The following is a 20,106-nucleotide window of genomic DNA, read 5'->3' as shown; positions in this document are numbered from 1 at the left end:
CAAGGAGCGTAGCGACGCGCGTAGATCCCAGGATCCATGCCGTGACGTGAAGGCGTTGCAACGCTCCAGAATTCTGGTCCGCCGCGCCCTTCGGGCGAGGTCGCGGCATGGATCCTCGGGTCAAGCCCGAGGATGACGAGGGGGCAACGTCGTCCGTATCCATACGACTAATCCACGAAGATCAGCGCCGGCGTCTCAAGCAACGTCTTGATCCGCTGCACAAACACCGCGGCATCCCAGCCGTCGATGACGCGATGGTCGAAACTGGACGACAGGTTCATCATCTTGCGCGGGATGAACTGCGTGCCTTCCCACACCGGCCGCACCATGATCTTGTTGACGCCGACGATCGCCACTTCCGGATAATTGATGACCGGCGTGGTCGCCACGCCGCCCATCGCCCCGAGCGAGGTGATGGTGATGGTCGAGCCGGAAAGCTCATCGCGCGTCGCCGTGCCGGACTTGGCCGCGTCGGCAAGCCGGTTGATCTCGGCGGCGCTTTCCCAGAGGTCGCGGGCCTCGGCATGCTTGACCACCGGCACGACGAGCCCGGTCGGCGTCTGGGCGGCGATGCCGACATGGATGCCCGCGTGCTGGTGGATAACGCCGGCCTCGTCGTCGAACAGCGCGTTGAGGTTCGGCTGGTCGGCGATCGCCTTGACCATTGCCCGCATCAGGAACGGCAGCAGCGTCAGCTTCGGCCGGTCTTGCCGCTTCTCTTTGTTGAGCGCGGCGCGCAGTTCTTCCAGCGCCGTGACGTCGATCTCCTCGACATAGGTGATATGGGGAATGTGCGACTTTGCCAGCGCCATCTTCTCGGCGATCTTGCGCCGCAGCCCGACGACCTTGATGTCCTCGACGCCCTCCTTGCGCGCAAGGCCGGTCGCGCGCGCAAGCTGCGGGCCGCGCGCCAGGAAGGCCTCGATGTCCTCATGGCTGATGCGCCCGGCCGGACCGCTGCCTGCAACCTGGCGCAGATCGATGCCGGCTTCCTTGGCGCGCAGCCGGACCGCGGGGGAAGCCAGCGGCTTTTCGCCTTCCGCGCGCGGCGCGCCGATGACGGACGCCGGGCGCCCAGCCTTCGGTGCCGCGACGGAATGCTGGGCCGGGATCTGTGCCGGTTTCGGCGCCGCTTTCGAGGCGTCCGACAGCGGTTGGGACTTTGCCTGCACAGGCTCGGCCGGCGCTTCTGCCTTCGGCGCGGCCTTGGCACCGCTGCCTGCTTTCACATTGCCTTCGCCGGCTATTTTAAGCCGCACGATCGGCGAGCCGATCGCCACCGTGTCGCCGATCTCGGCGCCGAGCCAGAGGATCTCGCCATCGACCGGCGAGGGGATCTCGACCGTCGCCTTGTCGGTCATGACGGCCGCCAGCACCGCATCCTCGCGCACCAGGTCGCCGATCTTGACATGCCATTCGACAAGCTCGGCCTCGGCGACGCCTTCGCCGACATCGGGAAGCTTGATGACATATTCGCCCATCGTCCGGCCCCCCTCAGGCTTCCATGGTCTCGACGAGCGCGCGCCCGACTCGCGCGGGACCGGGGAAATACTCCCACTCCTGCGCATGCGGATAGGGCGTGTCCCAGCCGGCGACCCGCGCCACCGGCGCCTCCAGATGGTAGAAGCAGTTCTCCTGCACCAGCGCCGCGAGCTCGGCGCCGAAGCCGGAGGTCAGCGTCGCCTCATGCACGACGACGCAGCGCCCGGTCTTCTTCACCGAGGCGACGATCGTGTCGAGGTCGAGCGGCAGGAGCGTCCTAAGGTCGATGATTTCGGCATCAATGCCGGTTTCCGCGGCCGCGGCCTGCGCGACATAGATCATGGTGCCGTAGGCGAGCACGGTGACCGCCGAGCCTTGCCGGCGGATCGCCGCCTTGCCGAGCGGTATGGTGTAATGGCCATCCGCCACCTCGCCGAGCTCGTGCTTCGACCAAGGCGTCACCGGGTTGTCATGATGGCCGTCGAAGGGGCCGTTATAGAGCCGCTTCGGTTCCAGGAAGATGACCGGGTCCGGATCCTCGATCGCGGCGATCAATAGCCCCTTGGCGTCATGCGGGTTGGACGGCACCACCGTCTTAAGGCCGGAGACATGCGTGAACAGCGCTTCCGGGCTCTGGCTGTGCGTCTGGCCGCCGAAGATGCCACCGCCGGTCGGCATCCTGACGACAATCGGGCAGGTGAAATCGTTGTTGGAGCGGTAGCGCAGCCGCGCCGCCTCCGAGACGATCTGGTCGTAAGCGGGATAGACATAGTCGGCGAACTGCACCTCGACGCAGGGCCTCAGCCCATAGGCGGCCATGCCGATGGCCGAGCCGACAATGCCGGATTCGCTGATCGGCGCATCGAAGCAGCGGTTCTTGCCGTATTTGGCCTGCAGACCCTGCGTGCAGCGGAACACGCCGCCGAAGAAGCCGACATCCTCGCCATAGACGATGACGCGCTCGTCTCGCGCCATCGAGACATCCATGGCGTCGCGGATCGCCTCGATCATGGTGCGTCTGGGCATCGATCAGACCCCCGCCTGCTGGCGTTGACGCCTGAGATGCGGCGGTGTTTCGGCATAGACGCCCTCGAACATGTCGCGCGTCGACGGCTTGCCGCCGGCATGCAGCGTGCCGTGGCTTTCGGCTTCCTTCTGCGCCGCGATCACGGTTTCGAGGATCTCGGCTTCCGCCTGGATGTGGCGCTGTTCCGTCCAGACTTGCTTGTGGATGAGATGGTTCTTCAGCCGGATGATCGGGTCGCCGAGCGGCCAGGCGTCCGATTCCGCCTTCGGCCGGTAGGCCGACGGATCGTCCGAGCTCGAATGCGCGCCGACGCGATAGGTGACATATTCGACCAGGGTCGGCCCGAGATTGCGACGCGCCCGCTCGATCGCCCATTTGGCTACCGCATGGACGGCGAGATAGTCGTTGCCGTCGACGCGCAGCGACGGGATGCCGAAGCCGAGACCGCGCGCGGCGAAAGTGCCGGAGCCGCCGCGGGCAATGCCCTGGAAGGTGGAGATGGCCCACTGGTTGTTGACGACATTGAGCACGACCGGCGCCTTGTAGGTCGAGGCGAAGACCAGCGCCGCATGGAAATCGGACTCCGCGGTCGAGCCGTCGCCGATCCAGGCCGCGGCGATGCGGGAATCGTTGGAGATCGCCGAGGCCATCGCCCAGCCGACCGCCTGGATGTACTGCGTCGCCAGATTGCCGGAGATCGAGAAGAAGCCGTGCTCCTTCGAGGAGTACATGATCGGCAGCTGCCGGCCTTTCAGCGGATCGGCCTCGTTGGAATAGATCTGGTTCATCATCGCAACCATCGGGTAGCCGTCGGCGATGAGCAGGCCGGCCTGCCGATAGGTCGGGAAGTTCATGTCGCCAGGCTGCAGTGCCTTGCGGAAGGCGCAGCTCACCGCCTCTTCGCCCAGATGCTGCATGTAGAAAGAGGTCTTGCCCTGGCGCTGCGCCATCTGCATGCGCGCATCGAAGGACCTGAGCGTCATCATATGGCGCAGGCCTTCGAGCAGTTCCTCGTCGGTGAGCAGCCCGGCCCATGGCCCGACCGCTTCGCCGGCGCGGTTAAGCACGCGGATGATGGAGAAGGCCATGTCGCGGATGGTGCGCGGATCGACATTGACCTCCGGCCGCGGCACCGATCCGGCCTTGGGAATGGTCACATTCGAGAAGTCGGGCGTGCCGCCGGGCCGAACCTCGGGCTCGGGGACATGAAAGCGCAACATTCCAGCATCGGCCATGACCTTCGTCCTCCAATGTTGCCGGTGCGATACTTGCACATCCGCGCCGCCATTTCATCGGGCGAGATGGCGGCCGCCCTCCCGGTCATCAGCCTCGTCGAGCCGATGCGGCACATGGCCGACAAGATGCAGATATGGCGCTGAAATTTCTTGTCGATGTTTGCAAGCGTCGCGCAATTTGGCGGAAGTTTGCGGAGCGTTTGCCGCCACAAAAGACAACCAAGGCATGCGCGCCGGCCGACGCAGCTAATCTCCACCCTCGTGGGAAGATGCTCGGCAGGGCAGAGGGGCGTGACAGACTCTGCTTCAGGGTCGTCATTCTAGGGCGGAGCAAGGAGTGGAGCGACGCGCGCAGACCCTGGAATCCATGCCGCGACGTTGACGCGTTGCGGCGGTTGGAGAATATTCTGCACCCCGGCAAAAGTCACGGCATGGATCCTGGGGTCAAGCCTGAGGATGACGAAGAGAGGCCGGCCGCTTCTCCGTTCACTCCGTCTCCGCCTCATGCTAACTCACCCCGCATGGCACAGAAGAAGGGATACGAGGTCGATTCGTGGCTGGCGCGGCCGGACCCGGCCATGGCCATCGTCCTGCTTTACGGCCCCGATCGCGGCCTGGTCGCCGAGCGGGCCAAGACCTTCGCGTTGAAGACCGGGCTGCCGCTCGACGACCCTTTCTCAGTGGTCAAGCTGGATGGCGCGGAAGTCGACCGCGACGAAGGCCGTCTGCTCGACGAGGCGCGCACTGTGCCCATGTTTTCCGACCGGCGGCTGCTTTGGGTCCGCAACGCCAGCGGCCAGAAGGCGCTGGCCGACGACATCAAGGCGCTGACGGCGGAGCCGGCGCCGGATGCTCTCATCCTCATCGAGGCGGGCGACCTGAAGAAGGGCACTGGCCTGCGGGCCATCGTCGAGGCAGCCGGCAATGCCATCGCCTTGCCCTGCTATGCCGACGAGGCCCGCGATCTCGACACGGTGATCGACGACGAGCTGCGCAAGGCCGGCATGTCGATGGCGCTCGACGCCCGCCAGGCGCTGCGCCGCAATCTCGGCGGCGACCGTCTGGCCTCGCGCGGCGAGATCGACAAGCTGGTGCTCTACGCCCATGGCAAGAAGGAGATCGACCTCGACGACGTCAACGCCTTGTCCGGCGATGTCTCCGGCGCCTCCTTCGACGGCGCGGTCGACGCGATGCTCGACGGCAAGGTCGGAGATTTCGACATTGCCTTCACCCGGCATTGTGCGTCCGGCGGCCATCCTTTCCTGGTGCTGTCCTCGGCGATGCGGCAATTGCAGGCGATTCAGGTCATGCGCGGCCAGATGGAATCGGGCGGCCGCAATGCCGCCTCGGTCGTGGCGGGAGCGCGTCCACCGGTCTTCTTCTCGCGCCGCAAGCTGGTGGAGAAGACGCTCGAGCGCTGGAACAGCGAAGCCCTCGGCCGCGCGCTGAACCGGCTGCAGACGGCTGTGCTGCAGACGCGCAAGCGGCCCGATCTGTCGGAGGCGCTGGCCCGTCAGGCGCTGCTCGGCATCGCGGTGGAAAGCGCGAGATTGGCGCAGAGGTAGGCGATCAGCCAACCTCCCCTTGTGAGGCGATTGGCCGGCGCCTTCGGCTTTCGCCTATCGCGGGCGCCGCAAAAAAGAAGAGGCCGGCGCAGCGGCCGGCCCTGGTGTGCCTATCACCAATATATCAGCCTAGATCTAATCTTAAGCGAGAACTTTATTAGTCGGCTAATTCCACCTAATCAGCAACTTATCGCTCATCCTTCAGCCGCCGGCACAACTCGTCGAGCTGATCCAGCGAGCGGTAGTCGACCCGGAGCGTCCCGCCCTTGGCTTTATGCTCGATCGAGACGATCATGCCGATTGTGTCTGTCATCAACTTTTCCAAGGCCAGCGTGTCGGGATCCTTTTCCGGCGGGCTCGGCGCAGACCTTACTTTGGCCGGTGTCGGTCCGGCGGGCATTTGCGCCAACGCCTCGGCCTGGCGCACCGAAAGCCCTTCCTCGACGATCCGCTTGGCGAGCCCCGCCGGATCGCCGGCCGTGACCAGCGTGCGGGCATGGCCGGCCGACAACGCGCCGTCGACCAGCATGTCGCGGATGACGTCAGGCAGCTTAAGGAGCCTCAGCGTGTTGGCGACATGGCTGCGGCTCTTGCCGATCACCTGGCCGAGATCGGCCTGCGTGTAGCCATGCTCGTCGATCAGCTGCTGATAGCCTTGCGCTTCTTCGACCGGGTTGAGATCGGCGCGCTGCACGTTCTCGATGATCGCCAGCTCCAGCGCGGTACGGTCGTTGACATCGCGCACGATGAGCGGGATCTCGGTCAGCCCCGCGCGTTGCGCGGCGCGCCAGCGCCGCTCGCCGGCGATGATCTCATAGCGGCCGGGCTGCGACGGCGAAGGCCGCGCCACCACCGGCTGCACCACGCCATGCTCGCGGATCGACTGGGCGAGGTCGGTGAGTTCGGCGTCGCCGAAATGCCGGCGCGGGTTCTTCGGGTTCGGGCTGACGAACTCGATCGGCACCTTGCCATCCGCCGCGACCGCGCTCGGCTTTTCGGGCGCGACGGGACGATCGATCTCGCCGATCAGCGCGGCCAGGCCGCGGCCCAGTCTTTTTCTCGATTGGTCTTCACTCATTCTTCTGTCCAGATCGTTTCGGAATCGAATCGGCTATTGGAAATTGCCTGGGCTATTCAGGCGGCGCGCAGCTTGCGCTCGCGGCGGATCACTTCCGAGGCAAGCTGCAAATAAGCCTGGCTGCCGGAACATTTAAGATCGTAAAGGATTGCCGGCTTGCCGTAAGACGGTGCTTCGGAAACGCGCACGTTGCGCGGGATGATCGTCTCGTAGACTTTGTCGCCCATATGCGCGCGCACATCCTGCACCACCTGGTTGGCGAGGTTGTTGCGGCCATCGAACATGGTGAGCACGATGCCCTGGATGGTGAGGTCCGGATTGATCGTGCCGCGCACCTGCTCGACCGTTTCGAGCAATTGGCTAAGGCCTTCCAGTGCGAAGAACTCGCATTGCAGCGGCACCAGAACGGAATCGGCCGCCGCCATTGAATTCAAAGTCAAAAGATTGAGCGAAGGCGGGCAGTCGATCAGCACATAACCGAACGGCGCCGCGCGCGCGGCTGCCGCACGCAGCGCATTGCGCAGGCGCAGCACCCGGTCTGGCGCCGAGGCGATCTCCATTTCGATGCCGAGCAGATCGAGGGTTGAGGGCACGATGGACAAGCCCGGCACCGCCGTCGGCACCGCGGCCGCCTCAAGCTCGAGTTCGCCGGTCAGCACGTCATAGGACGAGACGGTGCGATCCTTGCGTTCGATGCCGAGCCCGGTGCTGGCATTGCCCTGCGGATCGAGGTCGACGATCAGCACGCGCTCGCCGATTGCGGCCAGCGCCGTCGCCAGATTGATCGCCGTGGTCGTCTTGCCGACGCCACCCTTCTGGTTGGCAACGGTGATGATACGCGGTCCAGTTTTCATGGGTCGATGCCAGTGATTCATTGCGGGGTCGCCGGGTGCAGATCGGTGATTTCCAGAATGACGCCATGAGCGTCGGTCATGCTTGGATGTTCTACCAGATCGAAGGTCCAGCGGTGAGCGCTTTCTTCCACTTCGGCCCGGTAATCCCGGCCTTTGTGAAAAAGCGAACGCGCGCCCTTGGTCAGCCAGGGCGCGGCAAGATCGAGCAGGTCCGGAAGCGCCGTCAATGCCCGCGCGGTAACGACTTCCGGTGCAGAAACAAGTGGATAGCTATCATCAATGCGTCGCGCCAGCACGCGCGCCGGCAGGCCGAATTGGCCGACGACCGATTGCAGGAACGACGCCTTCTTGCGGTTGCTTTCAACCAGATCGATCGTGGCGCCCGGCCGCTCTGCAAGCAGAAAACCGAGTACCAATCCGGGAAAGCCACCGCCCGAGCCGAGGTCGACCCAGCGCATTGCGGTCGGCGCGATGCGCACAAGCTGGGCGCTGTCCAGGATGTGGCGGCGCCAGACGTCGTCTAACGTCGATGGCGCCGCCAGATTGATGCTGCGGTTCCATTTTTGAAAATGCCGCTCGAAGGCCTGCAGCCGCTCGAATGTTTCACGTGAAACCGGACCCGCTGCCTTCTGCAGGTCCGCCCAGGCATCGCCACTCACGCGACCGACCTTCGTGCAGCCAGCTCGGCATTGCGAACATGCGCGACAATGATCGCCAGTGCCGCTGGCGTCATCCCTTCCATGCGCTGCGCGTCGGCAATCGAGCGCGGCCGGCGTGCCTTCATCTTCTGCTTCAGCTCATTGGAAAGGCCTGGCACGTCCGCGAAGTCGATGGTCTCCGGAATGAGCCGCGATTCCTCGTGCCTGATCTGCGCCACGTCAGCCTGTTGGCGCTCGAGATAGACGGAATATTTCGCCTCGGTCTCAAGCCGCTCTGCCGTGTTGGGGTCGAGTTCGCCAAACCGTGGCTCGATCCGCGTCAACCAGACCATATCGACGCCGGGATAGGCGAGAAGGTCGTAGGCGGAACGCCGAACGCCGTCCCGGTTGATCTCCAGTCCATGCCGCGCGGCTTCATTCGGCGTGAAGGCGATCGACTTTGCCAGCGCGCGGGCAGCGTCGAGCTTCACACTGATCGCGCCGAAACGTTGCATCCGCTCGGAGGAGACGATCCCCAAGCGGTCGGCCAGCGGCGTCAGCCGCTCGTCTGCATTGTCGGCGCGCAGCGAAAGCCGGAACTCCGCCCGCGAAGTGAACATGCGATAGGGCTCGGCAATGCCGCGGCTGGTGAGGTCGTCGATCATCACGCCGATATAGGCTTCGGTGCGGCTGAGCACGACCGGCTCGCTTGACGATGCCCTGCGCGCGGCGTTGATGCCGGCAAGCAGGCCTTGCGCGCCGGCTTCTTCGTAGCCCGTGGTGCCGTTAATCTGCCCCGCCAGAAAAAGCCCGGCGACGCGCTTCGTCTCCAGCGTCGGCTTGAGCTCGCGCGGGTCGACGTGGTCATACTCGATGGCGTATCCCGGCTGCAGCATCGTCGCCCGTTTCAGCCCGGGGATCGTCTTCAACATGTCGAGCTGCACCTCTTCCGGCAGCGAGGTCGAGATGCCGTTCGGATAGACGGTGTCGTCGTCGAGGCCCTCCGGCTCGAGGAAAATCTGGTGACCCTCGCGATCGCCGAACTTGACGATCTTGTCCTCGATAGATGGACAATAGCGCGGCCCCACGCCTTCGATCGAGCCGGAATACATCGCCGAACGCTTCAAATTGAGGCGAATCAACTCATGTGTCGCCTGCGTTGTGCGAGTAATACCGCATTTGATCTGCGGGTTCACGATGCGGTCTGTCATCAGCGAGAACGGCACCGGGTGATCGTCCGCGGCCTGACTTTCCAGCGACGCCCAATCGATGGTACGGCCGTCGAGGCGAGGGGGCGTCCCGGTCTTCAGCCGCCCGAGCTTGAAACCGGCACGCGTCATCGTCGCCGAGAGCCCATGGCTCGCCTGCTCGTTCATCCGGCCGGCGACGATCTTCTTCTCGCCGATATGGATCAGCCCTCGCAGGAATGTACCGGTCGTCAGCACCACGGCGCCGCAGGCGAGCCGCCTGTCACCGGAGACCAGCACGGCCGCAACCCGACCGTTCTCGATCTCGAAGTCCAGGACTTCGCCTTCTACCACGTCGAGATTGGCCTGCTCGCCGATCGCCGTCTGCATGGCAAGACGATAGAGCTTGCGGTCGGCCTGGGTCCGCGGCCCACGCACCGCCGGGCCCTTGCGGCGGTTCAGCAGGCGGAATTGGATGCCGGCAGCGTCCGCAATGCGGCCCATCAACCCGTCCATGGCGTCGATCTCGCGCACGAGATGACCCTTGCCGAGGCCGCCGATGGCCGGATTGCAGGACATGACGCCGATCGTCTCGAAGCGCAGCGTCACCAGCGCCGTCCTGGCGCCGGCGCGCGCAGCCGCGCCCGCCGCTTCGCATCCGGCATGGCCGCCGCCCACCACCACCACATCATAGTGATTGGTCATTGCAAGAATCCGTTTCAAAGATGCTTTGACACATGTCCCCGCCAGCCTCCGCTGTCAAGGATGCAGTCCCCGTTGCGAAGGTGGGATGGGCTGCGTGCCAGTGATTTTGGGAGACGGCGCTGCCCCTTACTGCCTGTCCGTCCTCGTCCCGCAAAGAAGCGGAGGCGGTTAATTCACGGACGATTTTTCACCAATCTCAAGCGCTGCGAATCCGCGCTGTTGCTTTGGTGGCCAGCCGGCAATCAGGGGCAGTGCTGTTGGCGCTTGATCAAACAGGCCACGTAGCTGTAGCCGGGACTCGTTTCACGTGAAACACCATCCGCCGCATCCTGCCGTTGTTTCACGTGAATCATCTGGCGCGCACAGCCGCCCCGCGTTTCACGTGAATCACTTGCCGATGCAGAACTGGGAAAAGATGACGTCGAGCATATCCTCGACATCGACAGCGCCGATAATTCGCCCAAGCCGGTCCGTGGCCACCCGCAACTCTTCTGCACGCAGCTCCAGGCTTTGCCCCGACAGCGCCGCCAAGAGAAAATCCTTCGCCTCCTCCAGCAGCTCGACATGGCGGAGCCTCGACGGGAAGATATCACCGGCCCCTCCGACTGCGGCAGCGGCGCGACCCGCAATCTCGTCCAGCAGTTCCGAAATTCCGGTACCTTCCTTGGAAGAGATGGCCAAATCATAGGCCCCTCTGCGCGCTCCCTTGAGATCGGTTTTGGTCCCGATCCTCAGGAGCGGAACACCTGTCGGAACCGCGCCGACGGGCTGTGGATCGACCATATCCTCCAGCAGCAAAACCAGGTCGGCGCCACCGGCCTTGGCACGCGCTCGTTCGATGCCGATCGTCTCCACCTTGCCGGCCGCCTCGCGCAGGCCTGCCGTATCGACGACCCGAACTCTCATCCCGTGGAGGTCCAGCACCACCTCCAGCAGGTCGCGCGTGGTGCCCGGCTCGTCGGTGACGATTGCCGCCTCGCGTTGGGCCAGGGCGTTGAACAGACTGGACTTGCCGGCATTCGGCGCGCCGAGGATGACGACCTCGAAGCCATCGCGAATGATCTCGGCCGCCTTGAACCCCTGAATGTGGCGTTCGATCTCGTCGGCCATCGTCGCCACATCGGTCCAGACCGCCTTCGAGACCGAACCCGGCACATCCTCCTCGTCAGCGAAGTCGATTTCCGCCTCGATCATTGCTCGAGCATGGATCAACCGCCGGCGCCACCCCGAATAGAGCTCGCTCTGCGCGCCCTCGGCGTTACGCACGGCAAAGCGCCGCTGCGCCTCCGTCTCGGCATTGACAAGGTCCGCCAGCGCCTCGGTCTCGACCAGATCGAGCTTGCCGTTGAGAAAGGCGCGCCGCGTGAATTCGCCAGGCTCGGCATGTCTGACGCCGGCAAAGCCGGTGAGCGTTTCCAGCATTTTTGCCGCAACGGCGCGGCTGCCGTGTACATGGAACTCGCCAACGTCCTCGCCGGTGAAGCTGCTAGGTCCGGGAAAGAACACGACAAGCCCGTGATCGGTGACCGAACCGTCCGGTGCCATCAGCTTGCGCAACGTGGTAAAGCGATCCTTAATACCGCCGCCGGCAATCGTTTCGAGTACGAATCGAGTCTTGGGGCCGGAGATGCGAATTACGGCGATGCCGGCGGGCAGGCGACCGCTCGAAAGCGCTACGATAGAATCCTTCGAGGTTGCCATTTGCCCGACCTGCCGAACCACCCTAGGTATCTTCTTTCAGGCGCCGTTCCGGACGTCAGCCGTAGCTTTCCCGGAATTGCCTGCTCATCAACGAAGCCGAGCCGCTCATTGTGACCTTGCCCGCGCGAAACCTGCTTGCCGAAGAGGCCAGCCCCTATCTGCAGCAGCACAGCGAAAATCCCGTGCATTGGCGGGGATGGTCGCCGGACGCCCTTGCCGAGGCGAAGGAACTCGGACGGCCGATCCTGCTGTCCATCGGCTATGCCGCCTGCCACTGGTGCCATGTCATGGCCCATGAAAGCTTCGAGAACGATGCCGTCGCCGCCGTCATGAACCGCCTCTTCGTCAATATCAAGGTCGATCGCGAGGAGCGCCCGGATATCGACCAGATCTACATGGCGGCACTCCATGCCATGGGCGAGCAGGGCGGCTGGCCGCTGACCATGTTCCTCACGCCCGATGGCAAGCCTTTCTGGGGCGGCACCTATTTTCCGCGCGACGCGCGCTATGGACGGCCGGGCTTTGTCCAGGTGCTGGAGGCGGTCGACAAGGCCTGGCGCGAGAAGCAGGAGAGCCTTGGCCAAAGCGCCGACGCGCTGACCACCCATGTCGAGCAGCGGCTGGCCGGCGCGAAGGGAAAGGCGGTGCTCGACCGCGGCACGCTTGCCGATTTTGCCGGCCGCATCGAGGGCATGATCGACCGCGATCTCGGCGGCTTGCGCGGCGCGCCGAAATTCCCCAACGCGCCCTTCATGCACAGTCTGTGGCTGTCCTGGCTGCGCGAGGGCCAGACCGCCCATCGCGACGCCGTGCTCATCAGCCTGGAAAAAATGCTCGCCGGCGGCATCTACGACCATGTCGGCGGCGGTCTCAGCCGTTACTCGACCGATGCCGAATGGCTGGTCCCGCATTTCGAGAAGATGCTTTACGACAACGCCCAGCTCATCCGCATGTGCAATTGGGCCTTTGCAGCAACAGGCAATGAGTTGTTTCGGAAGCGAATCGAGGAAACTGTGGCCTGGCTGCTGCGGGAAATGCGCGTCGAGGCGGGCGCCTTTGCCGCCAGCCTCGACGCCGACAGCGAAGGCGAGGAGGGGTTGTTCTACACCTGGAGCGGGGAAGAGGTTGAAGCCGCACTCGGTGCTGATTCCGCTCGCTTCTTCCAATATTTCGAGCTCGCCGCTCCGCATGGCTGGGAAGGCAAGCCCATCATCCGCCAAAGCGAGGCACAGCAGCGCCAGGGGATCAGCCATGACGCTCAGCTCGCAGCGCTGAAGGCGAAATTGCTAGCTGCCAGAGAAAATCGCGTCAGGCCCGGCCGCGACGGCAAGGCGCTTACCGATTGGAACGGATTGATGATTACGGCCCTCGCGGAAGCGGGCCGCTCCTTCGGGCGAGCCGACTGGGTGGACGCCGCCGTCAAGGCCTTCGCCCACATCGTCGAAGCCAGCAAGGACGGCCGCCTGCCGCACTCGATGCTCGGCGACAAGAAGCTTTTCCCGGCGCTGTCGAGCGACTATGCCGCCATGACCAACGCGGCGATCGCGCTGTTCGAGGCAACCGGCAGTTCTGCCTATATGGACCATGCCCGGCAGTTCATCGATCGGCTCGACCGCTGGCATCAGGATCCTGAAAAAACCGGCTATTATCTGACGGCGTCCGACAGCGTCGATGTGCCGATCCGTATCCGCAGCGATGTCGATGAGGCAATCCCCTCCGCCACGGGCCAAATCATCGAGGCGCTGGTCCGGCTCTCGTCCCTTACCGGCGATCACGGTCTTTGGGCAAAGGCATGGACGACAGCCGAACACGCCATGGGTCGCACCGCGCAGCAAGCCTACGGCCAGGCCGGCATCATCAACGCCTGCGCGCTGGCGCTCGAACCGCTGAAGCTCGTCATCATAGACAAGCTTGATTCCTCAAGCCTTGTTCCGGTGGCGAATCGAAATCCGGATCCACGCCGGGTCGATATCGTACTGCCCATCGGTACGGAAGCGAATCAACCGCTTTTGCCGGGCGGCGTGCTGCCGCCGACGGACAAGCCTGGAGCCTGGTTCTGCAGCGGACAGACATGCCTGCCGGCGGTTACGGATGCGGGCGAGTTGGAGAAGCTGTTGCGGCGGGAATAAACAGCTTCGTCTCCTCGGCAACAACGGCATGGACTTAGGGTTCTGCGCAGCGTCGCCTCGCTCCTTGCTCCGCCTTGTATGCCGAGGAAAGGACCGGTCCCTCGGCGCCCGATCAGGTATTCATCGAATCGAAGAAATCCGCGTTGGTCTTGGTCTGCTTGAGCTTGTCGATGAGGAATTCGATCGCATCGGTCGTTCCCATCGGCGCAAGGATCCGGCGCAGCACGAAGATCTTCTGCAGATCCGAACGCGGCACCAGAAGGTCTTCCTTGCGGGTCCCGGACTTGAGGATGTCGATCGCCGGGTAGATGCGCTTGTCGGCCACCTTGCGGTCGAGCTGGATTTCACAGTTGCCGGTGCCCTTGAACTCTTCGAAGATGACTTCGTCCATGCGGCTGCCGGTGTCGATCAGCGCGGTGGCGATGATCGTGAGCGACCCGCCTTCCTCAATGTTGCGGGCGGCGCCGAAGAAGCGCTTCGGACGCTGCAGCGCGTTGGCATCGACACCGCCGGTCAACACCTTGCCGGATGACGGCACCACGGTGTTGTAGGCGCGGCCGAGGCGGGTGATGGAATCGAGCAGGATGACGACATCGCGCCCATGCTCGACCAGGCGCTTGGCCTTCTCGATCACCATTTCGGCGACCTGCACATGGCGCGCCGCCGGTTCGTCGAAGGTCGAGGAAATGACTTCGCCCTTGACCGAGCGCTGCATGTCGGTGACTTCCTCCGGACGCTCGTCGATCAGAAGAACGATCAGGTAGCATTCCGGATGGTTGGCGGTGATCGAGTGCGCGATGTTCTGCAACAGCACCGTCTTACCGGTGCGCGGCTGAGCGTTGATCAGCGCTCGCTGGCCCTTGCCGATCGGCGCCACCAGGTCGATCACACGCGGCGAGATGTCCTTGGTCGGGGGATTGTCGACCTCCATCTTCAGCCGCGAGGTCGGGTAGAGCGGCGTCAGGTTGTCGAAGTGGATCTTGTGCCGGATCTTCTCCGGATCATCGAAATTGATGGTGTTGACCTTGAGCAGCGCGAAATAACGCTCGCCCTCTTTGGGGCTGCGGATCGGCCCCTCGACGGTGTCGCCGGTCTTCAGCGAAAAGCGCCTGATCTGCGACGGTGAAATATAGATATCGTCGGGACCCGGCAGGTAATTGGCGTTGGCCGAGCGCAGGAAGCCGAAACCGTCCTGCAGTACCTCGACCACGCCTTCGCCGATGATCTCGACGTCCTGGATGGCGAGCTTTTTCAGGATCGCGAACATCAGCTCCTGCTTACGCATGACGCTGGCGTTCTCCACCTCGAGCGATTCGGCGTAAGCGATCAGCTCCGGCGGCTTCTTATTCTTGAACTCTGCGAGTTTCATTTCTTGCATTAGATGGACTCTGGGTAGGCTTTGGGGAGAAAAAATCGGCTGGATGCGACAAATGCCGGGCGCGGCCGAAAGCGAGAAAGGGGCGGCGCATGACGGGAAGGAAGACCCGTCTTTTATCGTCGGTCGCCTGAAAGAGCAAGCCGCCTTTTGCCGGGTGTGGGGAAGCCTCAGAACGGCTTCACGATGACCAGGATGACGATGACGATCATCAGCAATGTGGGGAGTTCATTGACGATCCGCCAGTGCCTCGCCGGCTTTTCGTTCTTGTCCTCGGCAAATTTTCTCACCGCGCCGGCGAGATAGCCGTGCAGACCCGAAAGCAGCAGCACGGCGAGGATCTTGGCGTGCAGCCAGCCGCCCTGGAAACCGAAGCCCTTCCAGGCGAGCCAAAGCCCGAACACCCAGGTCACGGTCATCGCCGGGTTGATGATGGCGCGCAGCAGCCGGCGCTCCATCACCTTGAAGGTCTCGGACTGCACGGAGCCTTTCTCGGCGTCGACATGATAGACGAAAAGCCGAGGCAGATAGAGCATCCCGGCCATCCAGGCGATGACGGCAATCACATGGATTGCCTTCGCCCAGGGATAGAAGCTGTCCGGCGCCACAAGGAAGAGCAGGGCGGTCAGGACGACCAGCAGAACGATGCCGATCAACATGCGCTTCATCGCCTGGCCGGCGCTGTTCTCGTTGGTCGTCCCGGTCATCGATGGCTCCGCACCATTTTCACCATGGCCTCGACATGCGCCACAGGCGTTTCCGGCGTGATGCCGTGGCCGAGATTGAAGATCAGCGGCCCGTTGCCCAGCGTGCGAAGGATGGCGTCGACGCCGTCGGCCAGCGCCCTGCCGCCGGCAACCAGGCGAAGCGGATCGAGATTGCCCTGCACCGCGCCTTCGCTTTGCAATTCCTGCGCCATCGACAGCGGCACGGTCCAGTCGAGACCGAGCCCGGTGATCCCGGTCTTCTTCCTGTAATCGCGATAGCGCTCGCCGGCGCCCTTGGGGAACCCGATCACCGGAACATCCGGACGAGCGGCCTTCACTTGCCGGACAATCTCCGCAACGGGCTCGATGCAAAACGCCTCAAAGGACGCTTCATCGAGAACACCCGACCAGGAGTCGAAAATCTGCACCACATCGGCGCCGGCCTCGATCTGGCGGATGAGATAGGCGGCCGAATGGTCGGCCAGTATCTTCAGGAGCCGCGCAAGGGCCTCCGGCTCGCGATAGGCAAAAAGCCTGGCCGGTCCCTGGTCCGGCGTGCCGTGGCCGGCAATCATATAGGTCGCCACCGTCCAAGGCGCGCCGCAGAAGCCGATCAAGGTCGTTTCAACCGGAAGCTTCTCACGCAGACGGCGGACCGTTTCGTAGACCGGTTCGAGATTCACGTGAAACGTTTGGCCGTCCAGGGCCTCGATTTCGGCCGCCGCAATCGGCTTGAGGATCGGCCCGTGTCCCTCTTCGAATCGGACATCTCGTCCCAGCGCATCGGGCACAACCAGGATATCGGAAAACAGGATAGAAGCATCGAAGCCGAAGCGCTCGATCGGCTGCAGCGTCACCTCGACGGCAAGATCCGGATCATAGCAGAGATCGAGGAAAGAACCGGCCCGCTTCCGGGTCTCGCGATACTCCGGCAAATAACGCCCTGCCTGACGCATCATCCAGAGCGGCGGCGGTGAAACCGTCTCGCCCTTGAGGACGTCCAGCATGATCCGTTTCCCAGCCATCCAGTGCTCGCCCTCTCCAGGTCTCTTAAATCAAATATCTATTTTAAAAGAGTCTTCTGATTCTAAGAGTCTGTTGGTTGTGGTGGTTGCGACCTGTCCCGCCTGCCGCTCGAAAAGGCCAGTCAGCATATTGTCGCGCAGCCGCTTTCTCAATTTGGAGGGATCTGGGGACGAAGCGGATTCAGGCTTTCGAGTCAGCGGCTTGGCTCTTCTGCTCCGGGCCTCGAGCTGTGGACGATATCGGCCAAGAAAAGTTGATCCCCGGTTTTGTCCCCAGTGCGCCGACAAAGCCTACAGCGGGGCGAATTGTGGACAAGGTGGCATCTGATACAGTCGCCTTCGACGTCACGACCTTTCTGTCCAACCTTGTCCACATCTGCCCACAGTCTGGAACCAACTCTTGTGAACAAACCCCAGAGCTTCTTCCATCTGCATCTGATTTCCGACGCCACCGGCGAGACGCTGCTGGCGGCAGGCCGCGCCGCCTCCGCCCAATATAAGGACGCACGCGCCATCGAGCATATCTATCCGCTGATCCGCACGGAAAAGCAGGTCGCCAAGGTGTTCGAGGATATCGAAGAGGAGCCCGGCATCATTCTCTACACCGTGGTCGACCAGAAGCTCGCGCGCAGCATCGACGAGCGCTGCGCCGCCATGGGCCTGCCTTGCGTTTCGGTGCTGGAGCCGGTGCTCAGCGTCTTCCAGTCCTATCTCGGCACGCCGGCCGGCCGGCGCGTCGGCGCCCAGCATGTGCTCGACGCCGAATATTTCCGCCGCATCGATGCGCTGAACTTCACCATGGAGCATGACGACGGCCAGTTGCCGGCCAACATGGACGATGCCGATGTCGTGCTGATCGGCATCTCGCGCACCTCCAAGACGCCGACCAGCATCTATCTCGCCAATCGCGGCATCAAGACCGCCAACATTCCGATCGTGCTCGGCGTGCCGCTGCCGGAAAGCCTGATTAACGCCAGGACGCCGCTGATCGTCGGCCTCGTCGCCACGGCCGAGCGCATCTCGCATGTTCGCCAGAACCGCATCCTCGGCAACAGCAACAACTACGTGCCGACCGACTATGTCGACCGCGCCGCCATCGCCGAGGAGCTCGCCTATGCGCGTCAGCTCTGCACCAGGCACGGCTGGCCGATGATCGACGTCAGCCGGCGCTCCATCGAGGAAACCGCGGCGGCCATCGTTGCCCTGCGGGGAAAGACGCGCTAGGGGAGGCGATATCAGCGAGCATTCCGTCCTGAGAGAAGGTGGCTCGGCGCATAGCGCCGAGACGGTTGAAGGGCGCTGGACGGATCGCAACCGTTGGGTGAACCAGTATGGCCGGCAAAATCGTCCTCGCTTCGGGCAGCCCGTTCCGCAAGGCAATGCTTATCAATGCCGGGCTCGACATCGAGGCGGTGCCGGCAGATGTCGACGAGCGCGCGCTCGAGGCGCCCTTGCAGGACAGCGGTGTCTCTCCCGAAGATGTCGCTTCGATCCTTGCCGAAGCCAAGGCGACCGAGGTCAGCGAGCGCCGGCCGGGCGCGCTGGTGCTCGGTTGCGACCAGACGCTGTCGCTTGGCGACGAAATTTTCCACAAGCCGGCTGACATGGAAGGCGCGCGGAGGCACCTCCTGGCCTTGTCGGGCAAGACCCATCAGCTGAACAGCGCCGTCGTGCTCTGCCGCGATGGCGAAGTGCTGTGGCGGCATGTCGGCATCGCCAGCCTCACCATGCGCAAGCTCGATCCCGCCTTCATCGGCCGCCACCTGGCGCGCGTCGGTTCCAAGGCGCTGGCGAGTGTCGGCGCCTACCAGATCGAGGGCGAGGGCATCCAGCTCTTCGAAAGGATCGAGGGCGACTATTTCACCATCGTCGGCCTGCCGCTGTTGCCGGTGCTGAAGGAGCTGCGCGCATTGGGAGCGATCGATGGTTGAGAAGCGGGCCTTCGTCACCGGCCACCCGATCGCGCATTCGCGCTCGCCCAAGATCCACCGCCACTGGCTGGAGGAATACGGCATCGACGGCAGCTACCAGGCTATCGACGTTCGGCCGGAGGATTTCGCAGCATTCCTGAAATCGCTGGACGAGAATGGCTATCGCGGCGGCAATGTCACCATCCCGCACAAGGAAGCAGCCTTCGCCTTGGTCGCGCGCCGCGACGAGGCCGCCGAAGCCATCGGCGCGGTCAACACGCTGTGGCTGGAAGACGGCGTGCTGTGGGGCGGCAATACCGACGCTCTCGGCTTTGCCGGCAATCTCGATGAACATGCCCCCGGCTGGGCGGCGAATGGTCCGGCCGTGGTGCTGGGCGCGGGCGGCGCCTCCCGCGCCGTCGTCCACGCGCTGAAGGACCGGGGTATCAACGACATCCGCATCGTCAACCGTACGCTGGCAAGGGCTGAGGAACTCGCCGACCGGTTTGGCGCCGGGGTTTCGGCGCATGGCGCCGGCGCGGTCGGCGAATTGCTTTCCGACGCTGGCCTGCTCATCAACACCACCGCGCTCGGCATGCATGGCAACGAGATCCTCGCCGCCGATCCGGCCGGTCTGCCTGGCCACGCCATCGTCACCGACATCGTTTATGTGCCGCTGGAGACACCGCTGCTAGCTGCCGCCAGGGCGCGCGGCCTGAAGACCGTCGATGGCCTCGGCATGCTGCTGCACCAGGCCGTGCCCGGCTTCGAGCGCTGGTTCGGCAAGCGACCTGAGGTGACGCCGCAATTGCGGCGCATGATCGTCGCCGACATCGAAGCGCATTGACATGATCGTGCTCGGCCTCACCGGATCGATCGGCATGGGCAAGTCGACCACGGCAAAGATGTTCGCCGAGGCCGGCGTTCCGGTGCATGATTCCGACGAGACCGTGCATCGCCTCTATGCCGGCAAGGCAGCACCCCTGGTCGAACGAGCCTTTCCCGGCACGACAAAAGCGGGCGTGGTGGATCGTGCAAGGCTCGCCGAGACAGTGCTGGGCGATTCCGCCGCGCTGAAACAGCTGGAGGCGATCATCCACCCGCTGGTGCGGGCCGACGCCGACGCCTTTTTGGCCCGCCATCGTGCGGCCGGGGCGCCGATTGCGGTGCTCGACATCCCGTTGCTGTTCGAGACCGGCGGCCGCAACCGGGTCGACAAGGTCGTGGTCGTCACCGCGCCGGCCGAGATCCAGCGCGCCCGCGTGCTCGCCAGACCCGGCATGAGCGAAGAAAAATTCGCTTCCATCCTCGCCAAGCAGGTGCCTGACGCCGAGAAACGCCGTCAGGCGGATTTCATCGTCGACACCGGCCAGGGTTATGATGCCGCACGTGCGGCGGTGGCAGCCATCGTCAGCGAATTGACCGGGGATAAGTCCGGCAAAAACGCTTCCTGACGGCCGCCGTCAGCAGTCCCCATTGCCATTTTGT

General features: G+C 63.9%; 17 protein-coding genes. 6 read left to right on the top strand and 11 right to left on the bottom strand.

Translation table 11 applies throughout. From position 1 onward, the window contains the following. Nucleotides 1-167: 167 nt before the first annotated feature. From CK215_RS18160 to CK215_RS18150, 3 genes are read right to left on the bottom strand one after another with little or no spacing between them, the layout of a single operon-like run. Entirely contained in the window at nucleotides 168-1,481 is a 1,314-nt protein-coding gene (locus CK215_RS18160; RefSeq protein ID WP_095831737.1) for a dihydrolipoamide acetyltransferase family protein, read from the bottom strand. Between the two features lie 13 nt (nucleotides 1,482-1,494). Continuing rightward, on the bottom strand, nucleotides 1,495-2,508 hold the full coding sequence (locus tag CK215_RS18155; RefSeq protein ID WP_095831736.1) for an alpha-ketoacid dehydrogenase subunit beta: 1,014 nt from the start codon (nucleotides 2,506-2,508) through the stop codon (nucleotides 1,495-1,497). 3 nt (nucleotides 2,509-2,511) lie between these two features. Then, nucleotides 2,512-3,744, bottom strand: a complete 1,233-nt coding sequence (locus CK215_RS18150; protein ID WP_095782005.1) for a 3-methyl-2-oxobutanoate dehydrogenase (2-methylpropanoyl-transferring) subunit alpha — start codon at nucleotides 3,742-3,744, stop codon at nucleotides 2,512-2,514. A gap of 521 nt (nucleotides 3,745-4,265) precedes the next feature. Here CK215_RS18150 and holA point away from each other — a divergent pair. Beyond that, complete coding sequence (gene holA / locus CK215_RS18145; protein ID WP_095831735.1) at nucleotides 4,266-5,309, top strand: DNA polymerase III subunit delta; 1,044 nt, start codon at nucleotides 4,266-4,268, stop codon at nucleotides 5,307-5,309. Between the two features lie 187 nt (nucleotides 5,310-5,496). On the opposite strand, the gene CK215_RS18140 is transcribed toward holA, so the two are convergent. The 5 genes from CK215_RS18140 to mnmE form a co-directional block, all read right to left on the bottom strand. Beyond that, on the bottom strand, nucleotides 5,497-6,387 hold the full coding sequence (locus CK215_RS18140) for a ParB/RepB/Spo0J family partition protein (RefSeq protein WP_095776750.1): 891 nt from the start codon (nucleotides 6,385-6,387) through the stop codon (nucleotides 5,497-5,499). Nucleotides 6,388-6,443: 56 nt separating this feature from the next. Beyond that, nucleotides 6,444-7,241, bottom strand: a complete 798-nt coding sequence (locus CK215_RS18135; protein WP_066991504.1) for a ParA family protein — start codon at nucleotides 7,239-7,241, stop codon at nucleotides 6,444-6,446. A 17-nt stretch (nucleotides 7,242-7,258) separates the two neighbouring features. Then, nucleotides 7,259-7,900 carry a 16S rRNA (guanine(527)-N(7))-methyltransferase RsmG gene (gene rsmG / locus CK215_RS18130; protein WP_095831734.1) on the bottom strand — a complete coding sequence of 214 codons (642 nt, stop codon included), beginning with the start codon at nucleotides 7,898-7,900 and terminating at the stop codon, nucleotides 7,259-7,261. After that, nucleotides 7,897-9,771, bottom strand: a complete 1,875-nt coding sequence (mnmG, locus tag CK215_RS18125) for a tRNA uridine-5-carboxymethylaminomethyl(34) synthesis enzyme MnmG (protein ID WP_095831733.1) — start codon at nucleotides 9,769-9,771, stop codon at nucleotides 7,897-7,899. Before mnmG ends, rsmG begins: the two co-directional genes overlap by 4 nt. Before the next feature lie 387 nt (nucleotides 9,772-10,158). Continuing rightward, nucleotides 10,159-11,472, bottom strand: coding sequence for a tRNA uridine-5-carboxymethylaminomethyl(34) synthesis GTPase MnmE (gene mnmE / locus CK215_RS18120; RefSeq protein ID WP_095831732.1), 1,314 nt, complete (start codon nucleotides 11,470-11,472; stop codon nucleotides 10,159-10,161). Between the two features lie 110 nt (nucleotides 11,473-11,582). Here mnmE and CK215_RS18115 point away from each other — a divergent pair, with 110 nt between their 5' ends. Next, nucleotides 11,583-13,601, top strand: coding sequence for a thioredoxin domain-containing protein (locus tag CK215_RS18115; RefSeq protein ID WP_095831731.1), 2,019 nt, complete (start codon nucleotides 11,583-11,585; stop codon nucleotides 13,599-13,601). Nucleotides 13,602-13,713: 112 nt separating this feature from the next. Here CK215_RS18115 and rho read toward each other — a convergent pair whose 3' ends face one another. The 3 genes from rho to hemE form a co-directional block, all read right to left on the bottom strand. Beyond that, nucleotides 13,714-14,979, bottom strand: coding sequence for a transcription termination factor Rho (rho, locus tag CK215_RS18110; RefSeq protein WP_082953824.1), 1,266 nt, complete (start codon nucleotides 14,977-14,979; stop codon nucleotides 13,714-13,716). 167 nt (nucleotides 14,980-15,146) lie between these two features. Continuing rightward, nucleotides 15,147-15,683, bottom strand: coding sequence for a protoporphyrinogen oxidase HemJ (gene hemJ, locus CK215_RS18105; protein WP_095831730.1), 537 nt, complete (start codon nucleotides 15,681-15,683; stop codon nucleotides 15,147-15,149). Then, nucleotides 15,680-16,708, bottom strand: a complete 1,029-nt coding sequence (hemE, locus tag CK215_RS18100; protein WP_095831729.1) for a uroporphyrinogen decarboxylase — start codon at nucleotides 16,706-16,708, stop codon at nucleotides 15,680-15,682. Before hemE ends, hemJ begins: the two co-directional genes overlap by 4 nt. Nucleotides 16,709-17,110: 402 nt before the next feature. Here hemE and CK215_RS18095 point away from each other — a divergent pair, with 402 nt between their 5' ends. From CK215_RS18095 to coaE, 4 genes are all read left to right on the top strand, one after another. Continuing rightward, nucleotides 17,111-17,932, top strand: coding sequence for a pyruvate, water dikinase regulatory protein (locus tag CK215_RS18095; RefSeq protein WP_067323508.1), 822 nt, complete (start codon nucleotides 17,111-17,113; stop codon nucleotides 17,930-17,932). Nucleotides 17,933-18,039: 107 nt separating this feature from the next. Continuing rightward, nucleotides 18,040-18,639, top strand: a complete 600-nt coding sequence (locus CK215_RS18090; protein WP_095831728.1) for a Maf-like protein — start codon at nucleotides 18,040-18,042, stop codon at nucleotides 18,637-18,639. Beyond that, on the top strand, nucleotides 18,632-19,465 hold the full coding sequence (locus CK215_RS18085) for a shikimate dehydrogenase (RefSeq protein WP_095831727.1): 834 nt from the start codon (nucleotides 18,632-18,634) through the stop codon (nucleotides 19,463-19,465). Before CK215_RS18090 ends, CK215_RS18085 begins: the two co-directional genes overlap by 8 nt. Before the next feature lies 1 nt (nucleotide 19,466). After that, nucleotides 19,467-20,072 (top strand): dephospho-CoA kinase, encoded by a 606-nt coding sequence (gene coaE / locus CK215_RS18080; protein ID WP_095831726.1) that lies wholly within the window; start codon nucleotides 19,467-19,469, stop codon nucleotides 20,070-20,072. Nucleotides 20,073-20,106: the final 34 nt, after the last annotated feature.

The sequence above is a fragment of the Mesorhizobium sp. WSM3864 genome (assembly GCF_002294955.1).
In the GTDB taxonomy this organism is placed as follows: domain Bacteria; phylum Pseudomonadota; class Alphaproteobacteria; order Rhizobiales; family Rhizobiaceae; genus Mesorhizobium.
This window is presented reverse-complemented; position numbering and strand designations above follow the sequence as displayed.